Genomic DNA, 23,468 nt, shown 5'->3' on the forward strand with positions numbered 1-23,468 from the left:
TTCAGGAATTTCGGTCAGGTAAGGCGACGAGACCGGGAAGTGCCTTGCCTTCCAGGAGTTCCAAGGCCGCGCCGCCGCCGGTCGAAATGAACGACATGTTTTCCGACTCGCCCGCCCGGTGCACGGCCAGGGCCGTATCGCCACCGCCCACGATGGTCAAGGCATAGGCATTGGCGACGGCGTGAGCGATAGCCATTGTCCCGCGGGCGAACGCGTCCATTTCGAAGACGCCCATCGGACCGTTCCATAAGATCGTCTTCGCGTTCTGTATCGCTTCGGTGAACAGTTTGACCGACGCGGGACCGATGTCCAGGGCGTACCAGTCTTTCGGAATTTCCTGCACGGGCACGATCTTGGTCTCCGCGCCGGGTTCCCGGCTGGCCGCCACAACGCAGTCCACCGGCAAATAAAACTTCACCCCGCGCGAGAAGGCGTGTTCCTGGACGCCTTTGGCAAAATCGAGCATGTCGTTTTCGACGAGCGAGTTGCCGATTTCCAGCCCCATTGCCTTAATGAAGGTGAAGGCCATGCCGCCCCCGATGATGACCTTGTCGACTTTCTTGCCGAGATTCTCGATGACTCCGATCTTGCCGGAAACCTTCGCGCCGCCCAGAATCGCCACGAACGGGCGGATGGGGTTCTCGACCGCGCCCTCGAGGTATTCGATTTCTTTTTTCAAAAGATATCCGGCCGCCGATTCCTTGATGAACTTGGGAATCCCGACGATGGAGGCGTGGGCTCGGTGGGCGGCGCCGAAAGCGTCGTTGATGTACACGTCGCCCAACGAGGCCAGCGCCTTGGAGAACTCATCGTCGTTTTTCTCCTCCCCGGGATGAAAACGCAGGTTTTCCAGGAGCAACACGTCGCCGGGCTTCATGCGCGCGACCAACTTCTCGACGGAAGGGCCGACGCAATCGGGCGCGAACAGGACATCCTTACCCAACCACCGTTGGAGCCGCTTGGCCACCGGGGCCAGGCTGAGCTTGGGATCGAATCTTCCCTTGGGCCGACCGAGGTGCGAGCACAGGATGACCTTGGCGCCTTCGTCAATCGCGCGATTGATGGTCGGCAGCGTGGATCGGATCCTGGTGTCGTCGGCCACCTGAAGGGAGTCGTCAAGAGGGACGTTGAAGTCGGCACGGATAATGACACGCTTGTTGGACAACTGCAGGTCTTCGATGGTCCGTTTGTGCAGGTTCACGGCACCGCTCCTTCTTCGCGCTTCACGCCGCCGGCGCCGCCTGCAGTCCGGATAGGCGGCGGACCAGAAGGAAAGCGGGACGGGCTGGAGCGCGGCTTTCTATCGGGACAGTCCAGGACGGTCAAGTCCTGGCCGCGATGAACTTGATGAGATCGCGGACGCGGCACGAATACCCCCACTCGTTGTCGTACCAGGCCGTGACTTTGACGAGACGCCGTTCGATCACCGTGGTCAGCGGCGCGTCCAGGGTCGCGGAGTGGGGGTCTCCTTTCTGGTCGATCGACACGATCGGCTCCTCGCAATACTGCAAAATGCCTTTGAGCGGACCTTCGGCTGCGCGTCTGAAAGCTGCGTTGACGGACGCGACATCGCAGTCTCGCTCGGTTTCGACGGTCAGATCGACCAGCGACACGTTCGGCGTGGGGACGCGGATCGCCATCCCGTCCATCTTTCCTTTGAGCTGTGGCAGAACCAAATGCAGCGCTTTGGCCGCACCGGTGCTGGTGGGAATCATTGACATGGCGGCCGCGCGCGCCCGACGCAGATCTTTGTGAGGCAGGTCGAGCAACTGCTGGTCGTTCGTGTAAGAGTGAACGGTCGTCATCACGCCGTGCTGGATGCCGAAATTCTCGAGCAAGACCTTGGCCACGGGCGCTAGGCAGTTTGTCGTGCAGGACGCATTGGAGATGATGCAATGAGCCTTGGGATCGTAGACGTGCTCATTCACACCAAGCACGATGGTCACGTCGGGGTCTTTGGCCGGCGCGGAGATGACAACCACCTTGGCTCCCGCCGATAAATGGCGTCCGGCCCCTTCCCGATCCGTAAACCGGCCGGTCGATTCGATCACGAACTCGACGCCCAGGTCTTTCCAGGGGAGAGCCTTGGGATCCTTGACAGCCAACACCGTGATCGCCTTGCCGTCGACGAGAATCTGGTCGCCTTTGGTCTCGATCTTGGCGTTGAGCGTGCCGTGTACGGAATCATACTTCAGCAGGTAGGCGAGAGTCTTGGCGTCCGTCAAATCGTTGACGGCGACAAACTGCAGATCGGGATCGCTTAAAGAGGCGCGCAACACGGTCCGCCCGATCCGTCCGAACCCGTTGATGCCGACGCGAATGGCCATGGCTGTACACCCCGCAGAAAAAAAGATGCCGGTTGGCGATCAACCGGCAAGCAGGGCCGATGGTACCCAGCCTCCCAAACCTTGTCAAGTTGGTTGTGGGGGGAAACCAAACGTGACAAATGATCGGTGATTGTCGCGAGATGCACCGCCGGGGACGGCCCAGGAGTGCCTTGTTCCGAGCCGGATTCTTCGGTAGAGTCCGCGTAACCGACAGCCCGTCGAGCGGCACGCGGAACGGCGGGCGGGTGCGCCAACGGCCCATGAGCGAGCCATTGTTGTTTGAACAGACCACACGCGTCCTTGAATGGGACCGGCTACTCGAGGCGTTGGCCCGGTACGCCCGTTCCAGCATGGGCGCCCGCTGCTGTCGGGAACTGCCGTTAGAGTCTGGGCTCGAGGCCGCGCGGACCAGGTTGCGGGAGACTGGGGAATTGCTCTCGCTTCTGGAGACCGCTGATCCCTTTCCTGCTTTGGCGTTTCCCGATGTCCGGGAGCCGCTCGCCCGGGCGAGCAAGGGCGCGCCCATGGAGGCGTATGAGTTGCGGGACTGCTCGATCGTGCTTGGACTCGTGGACGAGGTCGTTCGCTATCTTAGCCGTCACCGGGATCGGGCTCCGGTGTTGTGCAAACTGGCCGAGCCGCTGGAAAGCGTGCCGCAAATCGGTCACGTCAAGCGCGAGATCGACCTGGCTATTGAGCCGGATGGGTCGATCCGCGAGTCGGCCTCTCCCGAACTCCGGCGCTTGACTCATCACGCCCACGACTTGAAGCAGTACATGCGCCAGCGCCTGGAACAGATTCTGCACTCCAAGCGCTACGCCGAGGTGCTGCAAGAAACTTACTTCGCCCAACGCGAAGGTCGCTACGTCGTGCCGGTGAAAGTTGAAATGAGCGGAAAGATTCCCGGCATCGTTCACGATGTTTCGGCTAGCGGCGCGACAGTGTTCCTGGAACCGCGCGAACTCGTCGAATTGAACAACGCCATTAAGGTGGCCGATCTGGAAGTCGACCGGGAGGTGCGTCGGATTCTCCGCGAGCTGTCCGCGATGGTTGCGGAGCGGGCCGGCGCCATACTCAGGGCGATGGAGACACTGGCGGAACTGGACTGTATCGCCGCCAAGGCCGCGTTGAGCTGTCAACTCGGAGCTCGACCGGTCGCCTTGAACGAGTGCGGTCGAATTCAGCTCAAACAAGCGCGGCATCCGCTGCTGGCGCTGGCGAAAGAGCGGGTGGTTGCCAACGACCTCCTGGTGGACGAGCAAGTAAGGGTGCTCGTGATCTCGGGTCCCAATACCGGCGGCAAGACTGTGACCCTCAAGATGCTCGGGCTATTCGCGTTGATGGTCCGCGCCGGGCTGCCGTTGCCCTGCGCGCCGGAGTCCGAGATGGCTTTCTTTCCGGAGGTCTACGCTGATATCGGAGACGCGCAGGATCTCGCCAAGGACCTCTCGAGTTTTTCCGCCCACATGACGCAGATGATACGTCTGCTGAACCACGCGACGACTGCGGCGGCCGAGACGAACCAGGCGCCGCGGGCGCTGGTTCTCCTGGACGAACCGGTTACCTCCACCGATCCGGTGGAAGGAGCGGCTTTGGCCGAAGCGCTCCTGGTGCGGCTGGCCCAACTGAAGATGAAGGTCGTGGCGACGACCCATTACAACGCGCTTAAGGCGTTGGCACAGAGCAGACCGGACTTCGCCAACGCCAGCGTGGAATTCGATATCGGCACCTTGTCCCCGACCTATCGTCTGCTGATGGGCATGCCGGGCGGGTCTTCCGCCTTCGATATCGCCGGCCGCCTGGGGATGGAGGAGTCGGTCCTCGAAGACGCCCGCCGATTCCTCAAAGGCGACGAGCGGGCTTTAGAAGACCTGCTGAGCGGCCTCCAGGAACACCAGCGGCGGCTGGCGGCGGAAGCGGATCGGGCCTCACTGGCCCGTGTCGAAGCCGAGCGGGCGTCGCGGGAGGCGGCGGAGATCCTTGCCCGGCTGTGTGAGACCGAACAGGACGAGCGGAAAAGTGTGAAGCGCAAGCTGACCGATGAACTCTTGCGGGCGCGCGCGGCGATTCAGGCGATTCTCGATGACGTGAAGCGTGAACGCACGGTGCAGAAGGCGAAGGAAGCCAAGCAGCGCCTGACCGAGCTGGAACAACGGGCGGAGGCCGCCCTGGCGGCTCCTTCGGAACCGGTGCCGGTCGAGCGACTTCACGCCGGAGATCCGGTGGAGATCCTCCGCCTCGGGGCCACCGGGACGTTGCTCGAATCCCCGTCCGGCAGGAAACGAGTCCGCGTCAAAGTTGGCGAAGGTGAAGTCTCGGTGCCGGTTTCCGCTCTAGCCGGGATCAGCCGATTGCCGGCTGAGGAACCGGTCCACAGTCAACAGCCTCGAACCACGGCTTTATCCGGATCGACCGCCTATCCGCCTCGCGTTGCACCAACGGCATTGGATGTCCGTGGGAAGGCGGCGGATGAAGCACTCGATCTGCTGATCGCCAGCTTGGATCGGGCGGCGTTGCAGGGGGAGCCGTCCCTCAAAATCATTCACGGTCATGGAACGGGGCGTCTGAAGGCCGCGCTGCGCGAATACTTGCAAGTGTCTCCCTATGTCGCGAGCTTCCGGTCCGGAGAACGAGCCGAAGGCGGGGATGGGGTCACGATCGTCGAGCTGAAATAAGGTCGAAAACCGGTTCCTTGGAAGTGACACACCTTGTGGGAATTGAGACTGACGCGGGCTAGCGAATCGCGGAGACCGGTGTTACGCCGCGGGCATCGAGTACGGTTCGCACCTTGCCCGCCAAGGCCGAAGGAGTGAAGGGTTTCTGAATGGACTGCAGGTCCTCGGCGATCACCCCGTGCCGGAAGACCGCGTCGTCCGCATAGCCAGACATAAACAACACCTTGAGGCCGGGCCTCCGTTCCACGAGGCGTTCGCTCAGTTCACGCCCGTTCATCTGCGGCATGACCACGTCGGTGAGCAGCAGCTGAATCGGTCCCGACCATCGGTCGGCCAGAGCCAAGGCTTCCGCCCCGTTGCCGGCTTCCAGCACCGTATAGCCTTTCAATCGCAAGGTGTCGCGCACTAGGCTTCTGACCCCCGGTTCGTCCTCGGCGACAAGCACGGTCTCCGTCCCTTCGAAGGCACCAGATGATTCCCGTTCCGGGAAAGCCGCTGAGATGGGCGCCTCCACTCGGGGCAGATACAAGACGAAGGTCGTGCCCTGGCCGGGTCTGCTCCGTACCGTAATGCCGCCACCGCTCTGCTTCATGATGCCGTAGACGGTGGACAGGCCCAATCCGGTGCCCTTGCCTTTCGGTTTCGTGGTGAAGAAGGGCTCGAAGATCCGGGAAAGGATATGTTCGTCCATACCGACACCCGTGTCGGTCACCCGAAGCGACATATAGGGGCCGGGTCGGATATCGAGACGCTGCCGAGCGATCCCGTCCTCGTCCAGATCGCAATCACCGGTTTCGATCGTCAAGGTCCCTCCGTCGGGCATCGCGTCGCGGGCGTTCATGGCCAGGTTGATGAGCGCCTGTTCGATCTGGTTTAGATCGGCTCTGACATAGCCCGCCGACGGCGACAAGATGGTGACCAGGTCGATGTGTTCACCGACCAACGGTCGAAGCATCGCTTCCATGTCAGCTACGACCTCATTGAGGTTCAGGACCTTCGAGCGCAGCAATTGCCGCCGACCAAAGGTCAACAGTTGAGCCGTGAGCGCGGACGCTCGCATACAGGCCTGCCTGATTTGTTCGATGCTGCGTCGTTGGGCCTCCGTCAGCGCGGCGTCTTCGGCCAACAGATCGCCGTGCCCGGCGATGATGGTGAGCATGTTGTTGAAATCGTGCGCGATGCCGCCCGCGAGCTGCCCCACGGCCTCCATCTTTTGGGACTGCCGGACCTGCTCCTCCAACCGTTTGCGCTCGGTGATGTCATGCAGGATCACCTGCATTCCCGCAGAAGTGCAATCGGTCAACGGACAAATGGCCAGTTCGGCGGTGATGACCGTCCCATCGAGACAGAGCACCCGTCGTTCGATCAGCGGGAGAGTTTGGCCTTCCCCAAGCGCCCGTCTGAACCTGTCGATGGCGGCGGGATCGTCGTCGGGGTCGAAGAAGTCGAACGGCGAGCGCCCGATGATCTGGTCTGGACTGGTCGCCTTCAACAGCCGGTAGCACGCTTGGTTCATGAAGACGATGCGATGCCGTCGGATGATGAAGATGGCGTAGGGGGAGACTTCCACGAGGCGGCGATAGCGCTTCTCGCTCTCGCGAAGCGCGTGCTCGGCGCGTTTACGTTCGCTGATCTGCTCGACCAGGAGCACCCTGTCGCGGTTGAGCTTCCGCGCGCTTTCATTGGTGCTTCCGTAGAAAATGGCCAGAATCAGCAGAATGGGAAGTTGGAGCCAGTGACTCTCGCTCAGGGCTCCGAGTTCGCCGATTTCGAAGTACAGTACGACGGCGTACGAGAGGCAGAGGATCACCGACAGGCCAATCACTTGCGGCAAGGTCGGGGCGAACGCGGCGATGAGCATGATCAGGAAGTATGCCACGTAGAAGTTGGCGCTCCCGTGTCCGGAGAGATAGATGGTTACCGTGGTGATGCCGGTGTCGAACAAGACCAAGGCCCAGACGAGCCACCGCGAGACCCACAGGCCGGCCGGCAAGAGGCCCAATCCCACGATCGTGCCGATGAGCGTGAGCGCGATCAGTTCCAGCGCCACGGAGGGAAGCAGCGGATCTTTGCTGAACAAGAGCTGGTAGCAGAGGACGATGGTGACCAGCGCGTGAAGGAGGATGAGTTGGTGGCGGGTGGAACCGATCGGGGAAACGGGTCGGGTCTCGGTCTCGAGCGCAGCGCCGCGGGGCGATCGGCGTACCATTTGTGAATCCTCCGGACGCAGATGGAAGCGATTGATGTGTTCGTGGGTCTCCGAAGTTGGGTCGGGAGTGCGCCGTATCCCGGCGCTCTCCTTACGCTAGCGCTGTGTCCGACGCTCCTCGGCGGCGACGGGATCGCGGCTTTCCGGGTCGTGACCCTGTCGATGAGCGGAAATCCGCTCCAACTGGGTCACAACGGCCCGCAGGCGCTCCTGCTGTTCCGCTTCCATGCGGATGAATTCGACGCCGAACTCTTTGCCGATCGACCAACGCACGGCGGCCAAGTCCACGGTCAGGGTAGCGGTCTCACCGGAAAGTTGGATGGCGATCCCGATGTAGTCCCCGGTGAACACGGAAGCCTCGCTCCTGATCCGGCATCCGCCGGTCGAAATGTCGACGACGGTCCCCTCACCCTCGATCCGCTCGCCATGAAACGTGCTCGGAAGGGCGACCCTGTAGCGGGCGTGTTGGCGTCGATTGATCATTGCGGGCTGTCCTGCCTTATTTCACCGATTCCGTGCCTGCGCCGGATGTCGCTGGAATGCAGTCGGCTGAGAGTGTCCGCCTACGCTCCGTCCGCGCCGCGGTCTGCGAGCGCCTCGGCGACCGCGGCGATGAGCGCTTGCTTGGCGATCGGCTTCTGCAACATGCGCGTCGCGCCCAATAAAAGCGCGGCCGGGATCAATTCCGTTTGGCCGGTTTGCCCCCCGCCCGTGATCGCGATGATTTTCGACTGAGGCCAGCGGCGCTTGATTTCCATGATGACTTCGATGCCGTCTTTTTCAGGCATGAAAATATCGGTCAGCACGAGGTCTACCGACGCGGTCCGGAGCAAGGCGAGGCCCGCCCGGCCGTCGGGTGCGTCCAGCACGGTGTGTCCTTCGCGCTCCAAGAGGGCGCGGAGCACCGTTCGCACGGGAAGCTCGTCATCAATGATCAGCACGTGAGCCATATGGCTGGCCGGATGCGACCGGACTCGTTAGCGCTCGGCTCTCGAAGGCGCCGCGGAAGGAGACGGTGACGGCGCAGGGTTCGCTTGCCGAAGCGCCCGATCTAGCGCGCTTCCGAGGGCGTGGAGCGAGAACCCCTTTTGCAGGAAGTCCGTCACGCCCAGCGTCCGGGCCTGTTGCTCCATGGCTTCGGTCCCCACTCCGGTCAGAATGATCACCGGTGTATGCGCGTCGATCGACCGGAACTGTTTCAGCGCGGCGATTCCGCTCATCCCCGGCATGTGAAGGTCCAGGATCACGACATGCGGCCGTTCTCGCTGGAACAGATCCAGGGCCTTCTGACCGTGGTCGGCCAACAGCACCTCGTGCCCGCGCCGGCGCAAAATGGTATCAAGTAGATCTCTGATGCTCTGTTCGTCGTCAACTACGAGAATCCTGGCCATAGGGCGGCTCCTTGGAAGTGCGGTCATTCGATTGGAAGTGCGGTCATTCGAACAGCCGGGTGGTGACCCGCACAATCAATGAACGGAGGCAAAACCGCCACAGGGTCTCAATGCCCTTGCGGCGCTTCTGAAGCAGAGTCAACCATAAGCTCAAGTATAGCCGAGGAATTTCCAACGTCCATGGAAAACTCTCTTTTGGTGTCAGGTTCATCCTACACAGCGACCTTAAGGGGAGCATGGGTGGTGAAGGGACTATTCGACCAGCCGCTGCTCGACGGCATACCGAATCAACGAGGCCGTCGTCGGCAGGCTGAGCTTGGCCATCAAGCGGGCGCGATAGGTGCTGACGGTCTTGCTACTGAGTCCCAGCGTTTCAGCGACTTCTTTGAGGGTTTTGCCCTTGGCGATCAAGCTTAAGACCTGAAACTCCCGATCTGAGAGGGTCGCGTGCGGCGGCGCAGCGGGTTCCTCGGCGGCGTTTTTGGCCATTTCGCGGGCCAACCTGGGACTCATGTATCTCCTGCCCTGGGTCACGGTCTTGACGGCATTGACCAGTTCATCTGGGGCCGCTTCCTTGTTCAAATACGCCGCCGCTCCTGCTTTGAGCGCACGGACGGCGTATTGGTCTTCCGGATAGATGCTCAACACGATCACCGGCAGGAGAGGTTGCGCGGCTTTCGCCTCTTTGATGACGTCCAGTCCGCTCCTGTCAGGCAGGTTGATGTCCGCGATCATGAGGTCCCAACGTTGGCTTCGGAGTTTTTCCAAGGCTCCCTGTCCGGTGCCCGTCTCTTCGATGACCGCGTCGCTGAACTCCTCGGCCAGCACCTGTTTCAATCCTTGGCGGAGAATCGCGTGGTCGTCCACGACCAGGATACGCTTGATGCTCAACGTCCACAGCCCTCCGACTTCGTGATTTCTTGGCGTGGGAGCTTCACCTCCGCCCACGTGCCCCGCCCTGGTTCTCCGCGCAGCGAGAACTCGCCGCCGAGCAGCGTCGCCCGCTCTTGAATGCCTCGGATGCCAAGCGTGGACGATCCGCCGATACGGACCGGCTCGATGCCTTTGCCGTTATCCTGCACGGACAAGATCACTGTGCGGTCTCGTTCGTACAGCGTGATGCGCACGCGGGTCGCCTGGGCGTGCCGCTGCACGTTGGTCAGCAACTCTTGAAGGATGCGAAAGATCGTGGTGGAGAGGGTCGGCTCGACGGAAGTTGCCGCGAGCCGCGGATCGACGGCGGTCTCACAGACGAGGCCGGTATGGGTCTGAAAATGGTGCGCCTGCCACGCAACGGCGGCCGCCAGGCCGAGTTCATCCAGAATGCTCGGTCGGAGGCCGGTGGCGATCCGCCGGGTCGATTCAATGATACCGTCGACCAAGTTCGCCATGGCGCGAACCTTGTCGATCAACCGTGCGGATCCAACGGCGGCTTTGCTCTGGGACAGCCCCTTGATCACCGCGACCAGGTCGAATTTCAGACACGTCAACGCCTGGCCGAACTCGTCGTGCAACTCGCGCGACAACCGCCGCCGCTCTTCTTCCTCGGCGGCTACGAGCTTGCGGGTGACGTCACGCAGCCGATCATGCGCCGCCTGGAGTTGTTCCAATGCCCGCTTGCGCTCGGTGATGTCTTGGATCTGAGAAATGAAATAGAGCGGTCTTCCATCCTGGTCGCGCACGAGCGACACGCTGAGCAGAATCCAGACGACGTGGCCGAGCTTGTGAATATACCGTTTCTCCATTTGATAGGTAGGGATCTCGCCGTGCAGCATCTGGTTCACGTAGCCCAGGTCAGTGTCGAGGTCGTCCGGGTGGGTGATGGCTTGGAACGTGGTCGCCAGCAGTTCCTCTTCCGAATAGCCGACGAGTTGGCATAGGGCTCGGTTCACCTGGAGCCATCGGCCGTCGGTGCCGACAAGCGCCATGCCGATGGCGGCGTCGCGAAACGCGCTGCCGAATCGTTCTCGGCTCTCCTGCAGAGCCTCATCCGCCAGCTTCGCGTCGGTCATGTCGATGGCAACGCCGCCGATCAGGCGCGTCGCGTTACCCTCCCGAATCGGGAACTTACGAACCAAGCTGTAACGCGGTCGGCCGTCGATCCGAAACGTTTCGACGGTCTGGAGTTCTTGGTCGGCGGTCAGGACGTACCGGTCGTTCTCCACGAACTGCCTCGCGGTATCCGGCGGAAACAGCTCCACGTCGGTCCGTCCGAACACTTTGTCGGGCTTGAGCCCAAAGACCTCGCAAAAATACTTGTTCGCGTACATGTAGCGTCCGTCCGGAGTCTTGACCCATGCGAAAGCCGGCAGATGGCGCATGAATGACGCGAAGAAGGTATCGTGCTCACGGACCCGCGGGTCCATGTCGACTCGCCGACGAGCCAACAGTGCCAGTGTCCATAGAGTCAGCACGCCCAACGCGCGGTTGACGAGCGCAAACCGAATGGCTGCTCCAGGCGGAGAGAGGACGTAGCCCGCCACGATCAGCCCGGTGCCGACGACGGCGACTGCGATGGGGAACCATCGATTCGAAGACCGACGGGCAAGCCACAACGGGAAGAGGTAGAGAGACCAGACCGCAACATCTGGTGGACTGAAGAGATCCAACAGAAAAATTCCCACGAACGAGGCCCCGATCGTCGCTTGGGCGACGTGGTCGCTCTGTGCGAGGCGACGCACAAGTGAGTCGGGATGGATGAATGGCGATGCGTATCGACCCGACCGGGCCGCGGGCTCGGCGGGACAATTCCGAGTGCCCGTCCAACTCGAAACGACGTCGGCCAAGGTGCGGGAGGAACTCAACAGAGTTCGTAGAGAAAACATAGAGATATGAATACGATACTGCTGAACTGCGCATCTGCCTAGGGCCGTTCGGCCCTAGCGTCCGCCGAACGGGATGGTCGCCGACTCTGTCTGAAAGAAGCGGAAAGAATGGCTGCTGCGAGCGCAGACCCTGGATAACCGTGTGCTGTATTGAGGTCTCAGGTCAAAAACGGTGCCAACGGTGCGGCGCCTTTTAAAAGTTCATGGTGGTGGATTTGACGCGCATCTGGTGGGAATCAACCAAGACAAAAAGGTAGGAATTCGCAGAGTTCTCGACAGATCAACGAGTTTCACGGACTCGCGCCAGGCACTTGGCTTGCCTTCTCCAGTTAACACCGTGGACGGATGGCAAGCGGTGGGGTATTCGTCCTAATCACCCAAATGGATAGAGCAAACGTCGGACGCACAGCAGGGAGGTGACCATGAGGCGGACGCTGGAACCAGTCGATTTGATGGTTGTGATCGGGCTTTGCGCAACACTGGTTGGGGGATACGCCGTCTTCATCTCGGCGAACGGGACCTTAGAGGCGGCCGCGCCGAGACCGGAGATGGTCTCGCTGAATCACTCGACTGGCATCATGGCCGGCATGGAGTGGGTCCAACCGGCTCTCGGCCAGGCCATCGTGGAGAGTTATCTGATCGAGCGCGACGCGGCCGAAAACCTGGCGACTGCCGTCTCGGAATTCAATCGGGCGACGATGACCCAACATTGGCTCACGAGCGATCCCTTTAGGCACATTGCGGCGATTCGTTCTCACGCCGCTGAGGTCGCGGCGGACCAGGCCGGTCGCATTCAAGGGGTCATGGGCCGGGCGATCGTGAACTTCACCCGGCGAGGGGTGCGGAGCGGCGTGCTCTCGGCGGCTCAAGACGAGAGCGAGTTCAACAAGCGGATGATTCGGCAGACGCAGGCCATGGGCGCACGGATGGAGGAAGAGTTCCAAAACGGCTGGCAGCCCTATCTCGGCCAACTGATCATGACATCCAGCCGGCAGCGCGCGAGGGCGGTCGAGCGGGCGCAGGAGCATGTTGGGGCGGCCGTTGTGCAGGTCACGAAAGTCCAAGCTGACTATGACACGGCACGGACCCTGAACCAGGGGCAGCTCGCCAGCGCGGCCATTGCGGCCATTCGGACCGAGCTGCGAGCGGACCTCTTTGCGCGGCTCGATGCAGCCGAGCCGCTGGCTCGACGGACAGTCCTCCCGGTGACTGAACCGCGGTCCTGGCCGGAGATTCCGGTCGGCTACTGGTTCGCGGCCTCGCTCGGGTTGATCGGGCTGTTTCTTGCCGGGCTGTGGTTGCCGTCCGGCGAACCGGAGCGCGGAGTGGCGGTCGGCGAAATTCAACCGGAGCCGGCCCAGCAAGTGTATCGAAAGACGGCTTAGGAGGCGTACAGATCCGGCGGAGCGCCACACTCGAGCGGCGCTCCGCCGCGAATAGGGACGGATGGAAATGTTGGCCTCATACGCGGGCGAATTGCTGATGTCCTGGGGATATTGGGGAATCGCGGCGGGCCTGGTCGCCCTGTTGGTCGTGTTCTTCGTCTGCATGGAAATTCTGTATGCCCGGGCGAGGAAACCGCTCAATGGTCTGACCGGAGTCGGCGAGCTTCCGGCTGAACAGGCTGAGACGACCCGGACGGGCGGCAAACACGCGGCCTAAGCGCGGGACGTTCGATTGGGCTTGCGGCGCCAAATCAGGTGCGACCATGGTCGAGATCATCGGTCTGGCGACGATGTGTGCGTTGATCTGGGTGTTGGCCGCCACTCTGGCCGGCGAAAGCGACGCAGAGCACCGACGGCCGGTCGCCTCCACCGGCCGGTCGCTCGCCGAAGAAGAATCAGACGAGAAGACCAGGCGCGCGGCGTAACCTCCCGGTTCTGCGTGGCCGGCCTGCCTGTTATCGATTGATTCCGGCGGCCACGGCGATGTCCTTCCATGACCAGGCGGATCAGTCTTCAAAGTCTGATCACGCTCTCCGTGCTTTCAATCGGTCTGCTTTCGGGCACGATCGGTCTCGCCTATGCCTACTGGCAGGCGAAGCTCTCCCTTCGGGCTTCGATCGGGTTGACGTTCCAGGAACTCGCCCGCCAAAGCGCCGACAAGGTCGGATTGATTCTGGCCAAAGAAGTCGAATGGGTCGCACGTTTGAGCGCCCTGCCGGATGTGCGGAGCGCCGTAAGGCAGGGGTCCCGGCTGGCGTTGGATGCCCCCGTGTTTCACAAATGGCGCGAAGAGCAACACCGGTACTTCCGTTCGCTGGCGGTGATCGATCGACAGGGGCGCTCGGTCGGAGGGGTCCCGAGCGAGGCGACGAGGACGTACTATCAGCGCCAACCTTGGTGGCCGGTGGTGTTCGAGCAACGGCGACCCTGGGCGTCGGATCTCCGTCTTGACCAGTCGGGACGCGGTTTCTGGGAGGTCGCGGCGCCGATTCTCGACGAAGACGGTGCGGTGCTCGGCGCGTTAAAGGTGGTCATCGGTCAGGATGAACTCTTCGCGTCGATCTTGCGCAGTCGGATCGGGGAGACGGGGCATGTGATGCTGGTTGGAGAGCAAGGGGAAGTTCTGGCTTGTTCCGTGCTTCCGCCGGCGTGGCATCGAAAAGCGACCGGCATCCAGGCGCTGCGCGACCGATTCGGCCGTGTACGGGAGGGTTCCGCCGCGTGGCTGGAAGTGGACAGCGATACGCACGGGAACCGCGGCGGCATCGTGGGGATCGCACCGGTTTCGTTGCCAGCCGAGATTGTGCCGGACGGGATGTGGTACGTCCTGGTGAGGCAGGATCCTCGGGAGACCTACGCTCCGTTGGTCGTGTTGATGGGGAAGCTCGCCGCATTCTGGGTCGGCGCGGTCGCCCTTGTCGCCCTGTTCCGATGGCGGTTGGCGCGTCGAATCGTCAAGCCGATCAACACGTTGGTGGAACATGTGCGATCGATCGGGCAGGAGTCTCCCCCTCCGCCGCTCTCCACTGAACCCTCGGGAATCGTCGAGATCGACACCCTAGCGGCCAGCTTCGCCGATCTCACCGAGCGGCTGGCGCGCGCATCCGAGGAGAGGCGGAGATACGTCGAAGAACTGGAGAAAGCGAATCGCGAGATGGCGACGTCCGAAGCGCACTACCGCATGCTCTGGAACCATTCGGTCGATGCCAAGCTCCTCGTCGATGCCGAAGGGATCGTGCGGGGCGCGAATCGCCGAGCCGAGATGAAGTTGAACCGGCGGGCTGACGAGTTGGTCGGCGTGCAAGCGGAGCGCCTTTTCGTCGAGGCGGACCGCGCGGCGTTTCTAAAAGCCTTCCGGAAAGTTCTGGAGACCGGCGCAGAGACCACCGCGACGGTCCTGCGAGTGCGGACGCCGGGCGGCGCCGTGCTGGTGATGGAAACGGATCTCGTTCTCGTCGAACAGGCCGGGGCCGGCGTCTCCATCATGCTGCAATTGAGCGATGTGACGGAGAAAAAACGGTTGGAAGAGCAACTGTTGCGGTCCGAGCGGCTCGCCTCGCTCAGTCAGTTCGCCTCGATGTTCGCGCACGATATCCGGAATCCCCTGGCGGGGATCAAGAAAACGCTGGAGCTGCTCGGGCAGCGGGAGGAACTGCAGGCCGAACCCCAGCGGCGTTGGTTTCAGGATCTGCGGTTCACCACGGACCTGTTGCTGGGCATGATCAACGATATGCTGGACGTCTATCAGGAGAGCTATTCCGGTCTCCCGCTCATTACCTCCCGGTTCTCCGTCAATGCGGCGTTGGGAGAAGTGGTGCAACTGTTCCGGAGCGAAGCGGAAGCGAGAGCTGTCACCATTCGTCTGCGCGTGCCGCGCGAGGAGGTCTGGATGACGGCGGACCGCCGCCGGCTGCAGCGGGTCGCCATGAATTTGATCCACAACGCACTCAAGTATTCCCCACCAGAGAGCCGCGTTACGGTCACGCTCGAAGCGCAGCCGGAAGTCGACCTGCATGTGGAAGGGCCTGGCCGGGTCGAGTCGGCAGTCTTGATCCGCGTCGAAGATGAGGGCCCCGGGATCGGACCCGAGGACTTGCCGCATCTGTTCGAGATGTTTTTCCGCAAGAAGGACGGCCGCGACTTGCGGATCGGGCGGGGGCTAGGACTGCACTTCTGCTGGCTGGTGGCGGAGGCCCATCACGGCCGAATCTGGGCGGCGAACCGTCCCGAAGGCGGAGCGGTGTTTTCGATTCTCTTGCCGGCCAATCAAGAGGCACCATGCCTATTACCCTCGTGATCGCCGAGGATCAGCGGTTGTTTCGACAGAGCCTGCGTCTGCTGCTGGAACGGGAGCCGGATCTGTCCGTGCTCGGCGAGGCGACCGACGGCCGGGAAGCCTTCGATCTCGTCACGCGTCTCAAGCCCGACATCGTGCTGATGGACGTGGACATGCCGAAGCTCGACGGCGTGACCGCCACACGGTTGATCCGCGGCTGCCTACCGGAGACCAAAGTGTTGATGCTGTCCGTGCACGACGACGATGCGCGGATCGTCGCGGCGGTCCGCGCCGGCGCCTGCGGTTACATCCTCAAGGATGCCGACCACCAGGAGTTTCTCCGGATCATCCGCGCCAGCGCGCGGGGTGAAACGGTGCTTTCGCCCTTCATGCCGGACGGGTTCGCGCGGACGGCCTTCGCCGCCATGAACCGAGCCCGCGCGGAGGAACCGGGCGGGCTCGCGGCGCTCACCGAGCGGGAACGTGAGATCCTGGCGTTTGCCGCTGCGGGGCGCGGGAACAAGGAAATCGCCGACCAGTTGTGCGTCTCCGCCGACACGGTCAAGACCCATCTCCATCACATCTACCGCAAGCTCGGCGTCGCCGGCCGCGTGGAAGCGGTGCTCGCGTACCTAAACGCGAAATAAGCGCAGTCTGTTCCTTCTCGTCCTCTCTTCTCTTCCCGTTTCCTCACCCGAACGATGGAGAAAAAATCCACCCTCGTGGGAATAGGCCGTCGGGCTTCCGCTGCCTATGATGACCGCTGCGTCAGGCGGAGTTGTCACCGGAGAAGGGGATGACATGGTGCCGAAGGCGCCTTGTGCGAGGACCCGCGCGCCGCCGAAGAGGGACGGTCGCGCGATGACGCCGGCGAGGCCGAGGCGCCCGCGGTTGTCGACGGACGAGAACGTTGAGAGGTTGAGAGAATGAGCACTAGTCGGGCAAATGAATCACAAGGAGGCCGAAATGAACACACAGGCGATTCGACGACGAGCTGCTCTGCTGCTGGCCATGGCAGGCGCCTGGTGCCTGCTCTTCGCGGGACCGGCGTTCTCCGCAGGCACCTGGGTGGAGGAAATCCAGAACATGGTGGCCTTTGAGAAGGCGAACAACCCCGCTTCGGATTTCACCCCTTATCAAGAGCAGTTGGCCAGAATTCATGAGAGCCTGCTCCGCGGCGATCAACACCGGGTGAAGCTGGAAACGGACCGCTTTTTGAGGATGCTTCAGGAGCGGGCGCACGGCATCAGCGACGTCGCGGCGGATGAACTGTACAACTTTACGTTGGGTGTCCGGCCAGCGGAGCCGGGTACGACGGCGGGCGCGATCGAGCTGGGAATCAGCAATGAAAGGCCGATGAGCGTCCCCGATCATACCGTACAGACGCCCTACGAGGGCGGGCCTCCGTGCAAGGAGGGAGGCTGCGACTATTGGATCGACGACGTGTACGATCCCGGAGCCGCCGGATGAGTGTGTGCGGCCATCACCCGATCGGGCGATAGAAAATCCACCCTTCCGGCGATGGCCGCGCGTTCTATCCGTGATTACAGTAAACAGACGACCAGCGAGGCCGGGGCACAGGCCATGCGTCAACACAATCTCTGCCAACACGAGGAGGTGAGCACCATGAGAGACAGTCACATCATAGGCCTGACCCTAATGACGGTGGCGCTCGTCGCGGTCTGGTTCACGCTGGCGCCGGTCGCGCTCGCGGCGGAACCGTCGGGCACGATGACCGGTTCTCCGGCCGAGATCAAGAAAGACAAGCCGGGCCAGGAGTCAACCTCGAAGTCGACCGAGGCGATGCCGGGCGAACTCGGGAAAGGCGCTGAACAACCGATGAAGGTGCCGGACAGCGAGACGTTCCACATCGATTTGAAGAGCCTGAAGGGCCCGGACCTCGCCGACTTCGAGAACGCGAGAGAATCGGACATCCAGTCTTCCGTTTCATTTTGAGCGAAGCGGCCGAATCCGGTCGGCCGGGAAATGGTCGTGGGACAGCAGAAGGAGGGGCACATGAACAGGATGAGACTGTCCGTGGTGACGTTCGGCGCCTGCGCGCTGTTGCTGTGTTCTGTGGGTCTTACGCTCGCCCAACCCACGTGGGTGGACGAGATCGCCAATTCCGTCAGTTTCTACAAGACCAATTATCCGACGTCGAACTGGCAGCCCTACCAGGAGAAGCTTACACTGGTGAAGGAGGCTCTGGCGCGTGGCGATCAACGCACTGTGCGGACCGAGATGGGCAAGTGGTTCAAGATGCTGCGGAATCGCGAGCACGGCATCAACGACATTGCGGCCGATGAGCTGCTCAACTTCGCCCTGATGGTCACGCCGGTTCAGGAATACGGGATTTCAGTCCCGCCTCCGCCGGGTGGAGGGTTCTGAGGTCTATCACACTGTTCCGTGCAAGGCGATGCGGAAGAGGCGGGTCTGGCGAACCAAGCCGGCCCGCCTTCCCTTCGGGAAAGGCAAGAGGTGAGGTTATGCGACACGTTCTCTCTGTGCTTCTGACGGGGGTGTTCCTGGCGATGGGGGTTGCGCCGGGGAAAGCCGAGCCCATGACGCCGTTCGTTCAAGCCGCCCATTACGGGTTCAGCGGAGTGATTGCCAAAATCCAGTCGGGGGTTCTCTTTGTGAAAACCGAGAAGGGCCTGCAGCCTCGGACGATCAGCCCGGCGAAAGCGGATCGGGTGGGGCTCCATGAGGCGAAGGTCGGGGAGCCGGTCAATCTGTTGGTGGATTCGGGCAATGTGCTGATCGACGTCTCGCGCACGGATCGGTTTTTCCCGGAGCATCGCTTCATCGCCGGCATGGTCCGTTACTCCGATCCCTACTGGAGCGAAATTCAGCTCTCGACCCCGGAGGGGCTGGCCAGTTATGAAGTCGATCCGCTGGCCGGCAGCAAGCTCTCTGTGCTGCAGGAAGGCATGCCTATCACGATCGAACTCGATGCCGATAATGTGCTGGTCGACATCCATCGAGGTCGCTGAACATCTTCCTCGTCTGGTCCTCCCGGCTTGACTTCACGGGAGGGCAAAAGTACCATCCACGCTGAGATGTCCTCTCACCTGGTCGCCGGGCAGGGGACGTCTCCGCGCCGCGTCGCCTCCCGAACGTACGCGCCAGGATCGACACGATGTTTCGTCGCCTGTGCTGGATGCTCGCGCCGATGGTGGTCTTCATGGTCTGCGGAGGAGGTGAACGCGAGGCGGCCGCGACCCGTGAGCGGAGTCCGGACGCCGGTGTCCCGCTTCAAACTGTTCTGGAATTCGAGCACACTGCCCGCCTTCTGGCGATTCTGCTGGACTCCGGGCGCGCCGTCATCAACGACAACCAATCTCTCTTCGACGATCGCACGCGCGCGGATAAGGGGTTCACGCCCGATGTGTTTGAGCGGCAGCTTGTGGACATGTTCCGGAGCCGGTCCGGCGTGGATCTCACGGAGTTGGAGGAGGCCCGCATCCCCGACGGCGCCAAGCGGTTGCTTAGGGAGCTGGTCTTGGTCAGCAAGCAAGTGGTCGCGGACGCGCAGCCGGAACTCAATCGCCCCGATGTCGGGTTTAAAGGATTTATCCCGGCGGTTTTCGGCGCGCGGGTGGCCGCGCGATTTACCGAACGGACCGGCGTGCGACTGAAGCAGACGGCCCTGTTTCCGCGGAATCCCCGCAATGCGCCGGATGCGATGGAGCGGGCGGCGCTGGAAGCGTTCGCGGACCCGGCATTCCCTCGCGAGAAAGTGATCAGCGAAGTGACGGCCCGAGGCGGTTCGTTGCGCCTGATGTTTCCGCTGTACACGACCCGACAGTGCCTTGATTGTCACGGAGAACCGAAGGGCGAGCTGGATCGCACCGGGTATCCGCGCGAGGGGTTGAAGCTCGGCCAGAACGCGGGCGCGATCAGCGTGATGATTCCCATCCGGAAATGAAACGATCGGCATGGCTGACACTGGCGGCGTCGCTGGCGATCGCCGGCGGACTCCCGTTCGCTGGAGCGGCGGAACGGCTCGTTCTTCCGGCGGAAAAGCCGGCCGGTAGCGGTGTCATCGTGCATACGGACGGATATGTCCTGACCGCGCATCACGTCGTCTCGAACGCCCGGCGGATTATGGTCGTGACGCCGGGCGAGTTCCGCGCGCCAGCCATCCTCGTCAGCGCCGATCCGGAGCACGATCTGGCCTTGCTCAAGATCGAAACCGTGGGGCTGTCCGAAGCCGCTTTGGGCTATGCGGGAGCGGTGCGGCTTGATCAGGAAGTCATCGCGGTCGGGTTTCCGTTCGGTCTGCGGGAGGTGTCGGTGACCCGCGGGCGCGTGGCGGCCGTCCGCACCAAAGGCGTGCAGCGGGTGTTTCAGGTCGATGCGGCGGTCAATCCCGGTAACAGCGGTGGCCCGCTCTTTAACCGCCGGGGGGAGGTGATCGGCATCGTGACGACCAAGTTCAGCCATCCCTCCGGCATCGTGCCCGAAGGGATGGCCTTCGCCGTTCCGATCAGCTATGCGACGCCGCTGTTGGCGAACATTCCTGACTTCGATTTTACGTTGATTGGCAAAGGCGGCAAGGAGCGCAAGACCAAAGGCGGCGGGGCCGACTTGGTTCAGGAGTTGATGCGGGCCACGGTCCGGATCGAGACGGTGCGGGCCGCTGAGGCGCCTCCGGCGGCGCAGGCGAGTCATCAACCGTCTGGCAGGTCGGCGAAGGCCGAGACGACTCCTCCCCCAGCCGCACGGACTTCGCCGACGCCTCCACAAGGTCGGCCGCCGACCGGCGACGACGAGCCCGAGATCACCAAAGTCAATCAGCAATTGCAGGCGGCGCAGCAGGAAGAGTTGCGCAAGTTGGCCCAGCAAGGGATCAGCCCGCCGGAGGGAATGGTCCTGATTCCAGCCGGCGAGTTCCTGATGGGGGCGGAGGACGGCTTGCCGGATTCGCGACCGATGCACCGGGTGTACTTGAGCTCGTACTGGCTGGACAAGTACGAGGTCACCAACGCCCAGTATCGCCAGTGCGTCGAGGGGGGCGGCTGCACGCCGCCTAAAGATCGCCAGGCGTTCGACGATCCCGAACGCGCGCAGCATCCGGTTACCAACGTCACGTGGATGCAGGCGCGGACCTATTGTGAATGGCGCGGCAAACGCCTGCCCACCGAGGCCGAATGGGAAAAGGCCGCGCGCGGGACGGACGGACGGCGCTATCCCTGGGGTAACAGCGAGGAGATGATCAAGGGGCGTCCCAAGAACGGCGAGATCAAGGCTGGCGCCAACGGCACGGAACAGATCGGCAGCCAGGCGGCCACCGTGTCCCCCTACGGAGTTCATGATCTCGTCGGCAGCGTGTGGGAGTGGGTGAAGGACTGGTATGCCGAGGACTTCTACCAGATGTCGCCTGCCCGCGATCCACAGGGGCCGCTCCGCGGTTCCTTCCGCGTCTTGCGGGGCGGGGACTGGAACGAGCGACCGCTTGAGCTGCGCGTCAGTTACCGGAGCTGGGACGAGATGACCTACTGGGGGCCGACTCTCGGGTTCCGCTGCGCCCAGGACGTGCCTTGATGGTTTTCGGTCCGCACAGGCTCCGGCGGAACTCTTTCCGGTCACCCACCTGCATCCGACCGCACGGCAACGCCCTGCCGACGCTTCAAACAGTGGCGCGCGGGCGCCGCTGTCACCCTCCGAGTTGACGCGGATGGAACTCCCTAAGTCGGCTAAGAAAGTCCTGATCGCGACCGCCGTGGGACTGGCGGTCTTTGTTCTAGCGTTGGCGCTGCATCGGACCCGTTGGCTCGAGATCGTGGAGCTCAAAGCGCTTGACCATCGCTACCGGACCTACGCCGATCCCTCCAAGGCCAGTCCGGACATCGTATTGGTCGCGGTGGACGAAGCCAGTTTGGAGACGTTCGGCCGCTGGCCCTGGCCGCGCGACCGCCATGGGTATCTCGTCCGGTTTCTCCGCGAGGCGGGAGCCAAGGCGGTCATCTTCGACATCCTGTTTCTGGAACCGGACGACAACGCCGAAGAATTCGACCAGGTGTTCGCCGACGAGATGCGGGCGGCCGGGAATGTGTTCCTGCCGATTTTATTTCAGGGAGAACCGCAGGACCTTGTACCGGAGTTGTTGGCGAAGGCCGGTGTGCCAGTCGAGGTGCGGGCGGACGTGGAAGCTCCACCGCTTGCGACCTATCCTGGCGTGAAGCTGCCGATCCCGCCGCTCGCCGAGGCCGCGCGGGGTCTCGGCTTCATCAACCTGATGCCCGATTTCGACGGGACGACGCGCCGCATGCCGCTGGTGGCTGCTGCCCAGGGCCGTCACTTCTTCCAGATTGCCGCGGCCGCGGCTCGGCCTCTCCTGGGCGCGGATCAGGTCACGTGGGAATCGAATGTGGTCCGGATGGGATCCGTGGCGGTGCCGCTGACCTCCCAGGGCGCCATGCTGATCGATTGGCATGGGACACTGGAGCGGAAAACCTATTCCTCCTATTCAGCCGGCGCCGTGCTCCAATCCTTCACGCAGCTTCAGAAGGGAGAGCGGCCGCTGCTTGACCCGGCGGTCTTCAAGGACAAAATCGTGTTCATCGCCACGACCGCGGCAGGCACGTACGAATTGCGCGTGACGCCGTTGTCGCCGTTCACGCCGGGCGTGCTGATCCATATGGCCGCGCTGGACAACCTCCTGCAGGCTCAGTTCATGCGGCAGGCGCCGTACTGGGTGTTTGCGGTCGCGACGCTGGCGTTGTGCCTGGCGACGGCCTGGAGCTTCATGCTGATCCGGCGGCAGGTGCTGAAGATCGGGTTCATCGCGGCGCTGGCGGCGATCTACTATGGCCTGGCTGTCCACGCCTTCACGTCGCACGGCCTGTGGGTCGAGTTGGTGTTTCCGGAGGGCGCGCTGGCTGTCTCCTTCGGCGTCGCGGCGACGGTGGAGTATCTGATCGAAGGAAGGCAGCGGCGGCAATTGCGGGCTGCGTTCGATAAGTACATGTCCCGGGAGGTGGTCGAAGAGATCATGCGCGATCCCGAGCGCATCAAGCTTGGCGGAGAGAAAAAGGAACTGACCGTCTTTTTTTCCGACGTCGCGGGCTTCACCACGATCTCCGAACAACTGCAGCCGGAGGAACTGGTCGAGCTGCTCAACCGCTATCTGTCAGCCATGACCGATATCATCCGCCGGCATCGCGGCAACGTGAACAAGTACTTGGGCGACGGCATCATGGCGATCTTCGGCGCCCCGCTGGGCGATCCGAACCATGCGACACTGGCCTGCTATGCGGCGTTGGACAGCCAGGCGGAGTTGACGAAACTGCGCGAGGCCTGGAAAGCGGAAGGCTTGCCAGAGATCGTGACGCGGATCGGCATCAACTCGGGTCTGCTGGTCGTGGGCAACATGGGGTCGCAGGAGCGGCTCGAATACACCGTGATGGGCGACAGCGTGAACCTTGCCTCGCGGCTGGAAGGGGCAAACAAGTTTTACGACACACTGATCTTGCTGGGGCCGCGGACGTACGAGTTAGCCCAGAAGGATATCGAGGCGCGCGAGGTGGATGTGCTCAGGGTAAAGGGCAAGAAAGAACCGGTCACGGTATACGAATTGCTGGCACGGAAAGGAGAGCTGTCCATCGAACGGAAAAAAGTGATGGAGCTGTACCTCGAGGGACTGGCCGCTTACAAGCGGCGGGATTTCGTCACGGCCCAACAGCGATTCGAGGCGGCGCTGGCGCTGGATCCTGTGGATGGGCCGTCGAAGGTTTATCGCGAGCGGGCGGCCGCCTACCTGGCGGCTCCGCCGCCGCCGGATTGGGATGGAGTCTATGAGCTGAAATCGAAATAAA

General features: G+C 62.6%; 21 protein-coding genes. 13 read left to right on the forward strand and 8 right to left on the reverse strand.

Annotated elements, in window-relative coordinates:
* Position 1: 1 nt before the first annotated feature.
* Positions 2–1,195: a phosphoglycerate kinase gene (locus ACWHTU_RS04645; RefSeq protein WP_447863310.1), complete on the reverse strand. Its 1,194-nt coding sequence runs from the start codon at positions 1,193–1,195 to the stop codon at positions 2–4.
* A 127-nt stretch (positions 1,196–1,322) separates the two neighbouring features.
* Entirely contained in the window at positions 1,323–2,327 is a 1,005-nt protein-coding gene (gene gap, locus ACWHTU_RS04650) for a type I glyceraldehyde-3-phosphate dehydrogenase (protein ID WP_447862048.1), read from the reverse strand.
* A 260-nt stretch (positions 2,328–2,587) separates the two neighbouring features.
* On the opposite strand from gap, the gene ACWHTU_RS04655 reads away from it, so the two are divergent.
* Positions 2,588–5,002, forward strand: a complete 2,415-nt coding sequence (locus tag ACWHTU_RS04655) for an endonuclease MutS2 (protein ID WP_447862050.1) — start codon at positions 2,588–2,590, stop codon at positions 5,000–5,002.
* Positions 5,003–5,060: 58 nt separating this feature from the next.
* Here ACWHTU_RS04655 and ACWHTU_RS04660 read toward each other — a convergent pair whose 3' ends face one another.
* The 6 genes from ACWHTU_RS04660 to ACWHTU_RS04685 all read right to left on the reverse strand — a co-directional run bounded on the left by ACWHTU_RS04660 (position 5,061) and on the right by ACWHTU_RS04685 (position 11,283).
* Positions 5,061–7,211 carry an ATP-binding protein gene (locus tag ACWHTU_RS04660; protein WP_447862051.1) on the reverse strand — a complete coding sequence of 717 codons (2,151 nt, stop codon included), beginning with the start codon at positions 7,209–7,211 and terminating at the stop codon, positions 5,061–5,063.
* A 96-nt stretch (positions 7,212–7,307) separates the two neighbouring features.
* The gene (locus ACWHTU_RS04665) at positions 7,308–7,694 is read right to left on the reverse strand and encodes a PilZ domain-containing protein (RefSeq protein WP_447862053.1); all 387 of its coding nucleotides are present in this window, start codon (positions 7,692–7,694) and stop codon (positions 7,308–7,310) included.
* Positions 7,695–7,774: 80 nt separating this feature from the next.
* The gene (locus ACWHTU_RS04670; RefSeq protein ID WP_447862055.1) at positions 7,775–8,161 is read right to left on the reverse strand and encodes a response regulator; all 387 of its coding nucleotides are present in this window, start codon (positions 8,159–8,161) and stop codon (positions 7,775–7,777) included.
* Between the two features lie 27 nt (positions 8,162–8,188).
* Positions 8,189–8,602: a response regulator gene (locus tag ACWHTU_RS04675; protein WP_447862057.1), complete on the reverse strand. Its 414-nt coding sequence runs from the start codon at positions 8,600–8,602 to the stop codon at positions 8,189–8,191.
* A 252-nt stretch (positions 8,603–8,854) separates the two neighbouring features.
* Complete coding sequence (locus ACWHTU_RS04680; protein ID WP_447862058.1) at positions 8,855–9,493, reverse strand: response regulator; 639 nt, start codon at positions 9,491–9,493, stop codon at positions 8,855–8,857.
* A complete protein-coding gene (locus ACWHTU_RS04685) occupies positions 9,490–11,283 on the reverse strand; it encodes a PAS domain S-box protein (RefSeq protein ID WP_447862059.1) in 1,794 nt (597 codons plus the stop codon). The genes ACWHTU_RS04680 and ACWHTU_RS04685 overlap by 4 nt, the downstream gene beginning before the upstream one ends.
* 566 nt (positions 11,284–11,849) lie before the next feature.
* On the opposite strand from ACWHTU_RS04685, the gene ACWHTU_RS04690 reads away from it, so the two are divergent.
* The 12 genes from ACWHTU_RS04690 to ACWHTU_RS04745 all read left to right on the forward strand — a co-directional run bounded on the left by ACWHTU_RS04690 (position 11,850) and on the right by ACWHTU_RS04745 (position 23,467).
* Entirely contained in the window at positions 11,850–12,812 is a 963-nt protein-coding gene (locus ACWHTU_RS04690; RefSeq protein ID WP_447862060.1) for a hypothetical protein, read from the forward strand.
* 67 nt (positions 12,813–12,879) lie between these two features.
* Positions 12,880–13,089 (forward strand): hypothetical protein, encoded by a 210-nt coding sequence (locus ACWHTU_RS04695; RefSeq protein WP_447862061.1) that lies wholly within the window; start codon positions 12,880–12,882, stop codon positions 13,087–13,089.
* 46 nt (positions 13,090–13,135) lie between these two features.
* Positions 13,136–13,297, forward strand: coding sequence for a hypothetical protein (locus ACWHTU_RS04700; RefSeq protein WP_447862062.1), 162 nt, complete (start codon positions 13,136–13,138; stop codon positions 13,295–13,297).
* A 68-nt stretch (positions 13,298–13,365) separates the two neighbouring features.
* Positions 13,366–15,669, forward strand: a complete 2,304-nt coding sequence (locus ACWHTU_RS04705; RefSeq protein WP_447862064.1) for an ATP-binding protein — start codon at positions 13,366–13,368, stop codon at positions 15,667–15,669.
* Complete coding sequence (locus ACWHTU_RS04710) at positions 15,651–16,295, forward strand: response regulator (protein ID WP_447862065.1); 645 nt, start codon at positions 15,651–15,653, stop codon at positions 16,293–16,295. The genes ACWHTU_RS04705 and ACWHTU_RS04710 overlap by 19 nt, the downstream gene beginning before the upstream one ends.
* A gap of 319 nt (positions 16,296–16,614) precedes the next feature.
* The gene (locus ACWHTU_RS04715) at positions 16,615–17,118 is read left to right on the forward strand and encodes a hypothetical protein (protein WP_447862066.1); all 504 of its coding nucleotides are present in this window, start codon (positions 16,615–16,617) and stop codon (positions 17,116–17,118) included.
* Between the two features lie 156 nt (positions 17,119–17,274).
* Positions 17,275–17,604 carry a hypothetical protein gene (locus ACWHTU_RS04720; RefSeq protein ID WP_447862067.1) on the forward strand — a complete coding sequence of 110 codons (330 nt, stop codon included), beginning with the start codon at positions 17,275–17,277 and terminating at the stop codon, positions 17,602–17,604.
* A gap of 60 nt (positions 17,605–17,664) precedes the next feature.
* Positions 17,665–18,036, forward strand: coding sequence for a hypothetical protein (locus ACWHTU_RS04725; RefSeq protein WP_447862068.1), 372 nt, complete (start codon positions 17,665–17,667; stop codon positions 18,034–18,036).
* 98 nt (positions 18,037–18,134) lie between these two features.
* Positions 18,135–18,641, forward strand: a complete 507-nt coding sequence (locus ACWHTU_RS04730) for a hypothetical protein (RefSeq protein WP_447862070.1) — start codon at positions 18,135–18,137, stop codon at positions 18,639–18,641.
* Between the two features lie 146 nt (positions 18,642–18,787).
* Complete coding sequence (locus ACWHTU_RS04735) at positions 18,788–19,576, forward strand: Tll0287-like domain-containing protein (protein ID WP_447862071.1); 789 nt, start codon at positions 18,788–18,790, stop codon at positions 19,574–19,576.
* Positions 19,573–21,195 carry an SUMF1/EgtB/PvdO family nonheme iron enzyme gene (locus ACWHTU_RS04740; protein ID WP_447862073.1) on the forward strand — a complete coding sequence of 541 codons (1,623 nt, stop codon included), beginning with the start codon at positions 19,573–19,575 and terminating at the stop codon, positions 21,193–21,195. The genes ACWHTU_RS04735 and ACWHTU_RS04740 overlap by 4 nt, the downstream gene beginning before the upstream one ends.
* Positions 21,196–21,328: 133 nt before the next feature.
* Positions 21,329–23,467 (forward strand): CHASE2 domain-containing protein, encoded by a 2,139-nt coding sequence (locus ACWHTU_RS04745; RefSeq protein WP_447862074.1) that lies wholly within the window; start codon positions 21,329–21,331, stop codon positions 23,465–23,467.
* The last annotated feature ends 1 nt before the right edge of the window (position 23,468 follow it).

It is taken from the genome of Nitrospira calida (assembly GCF_976986435.1).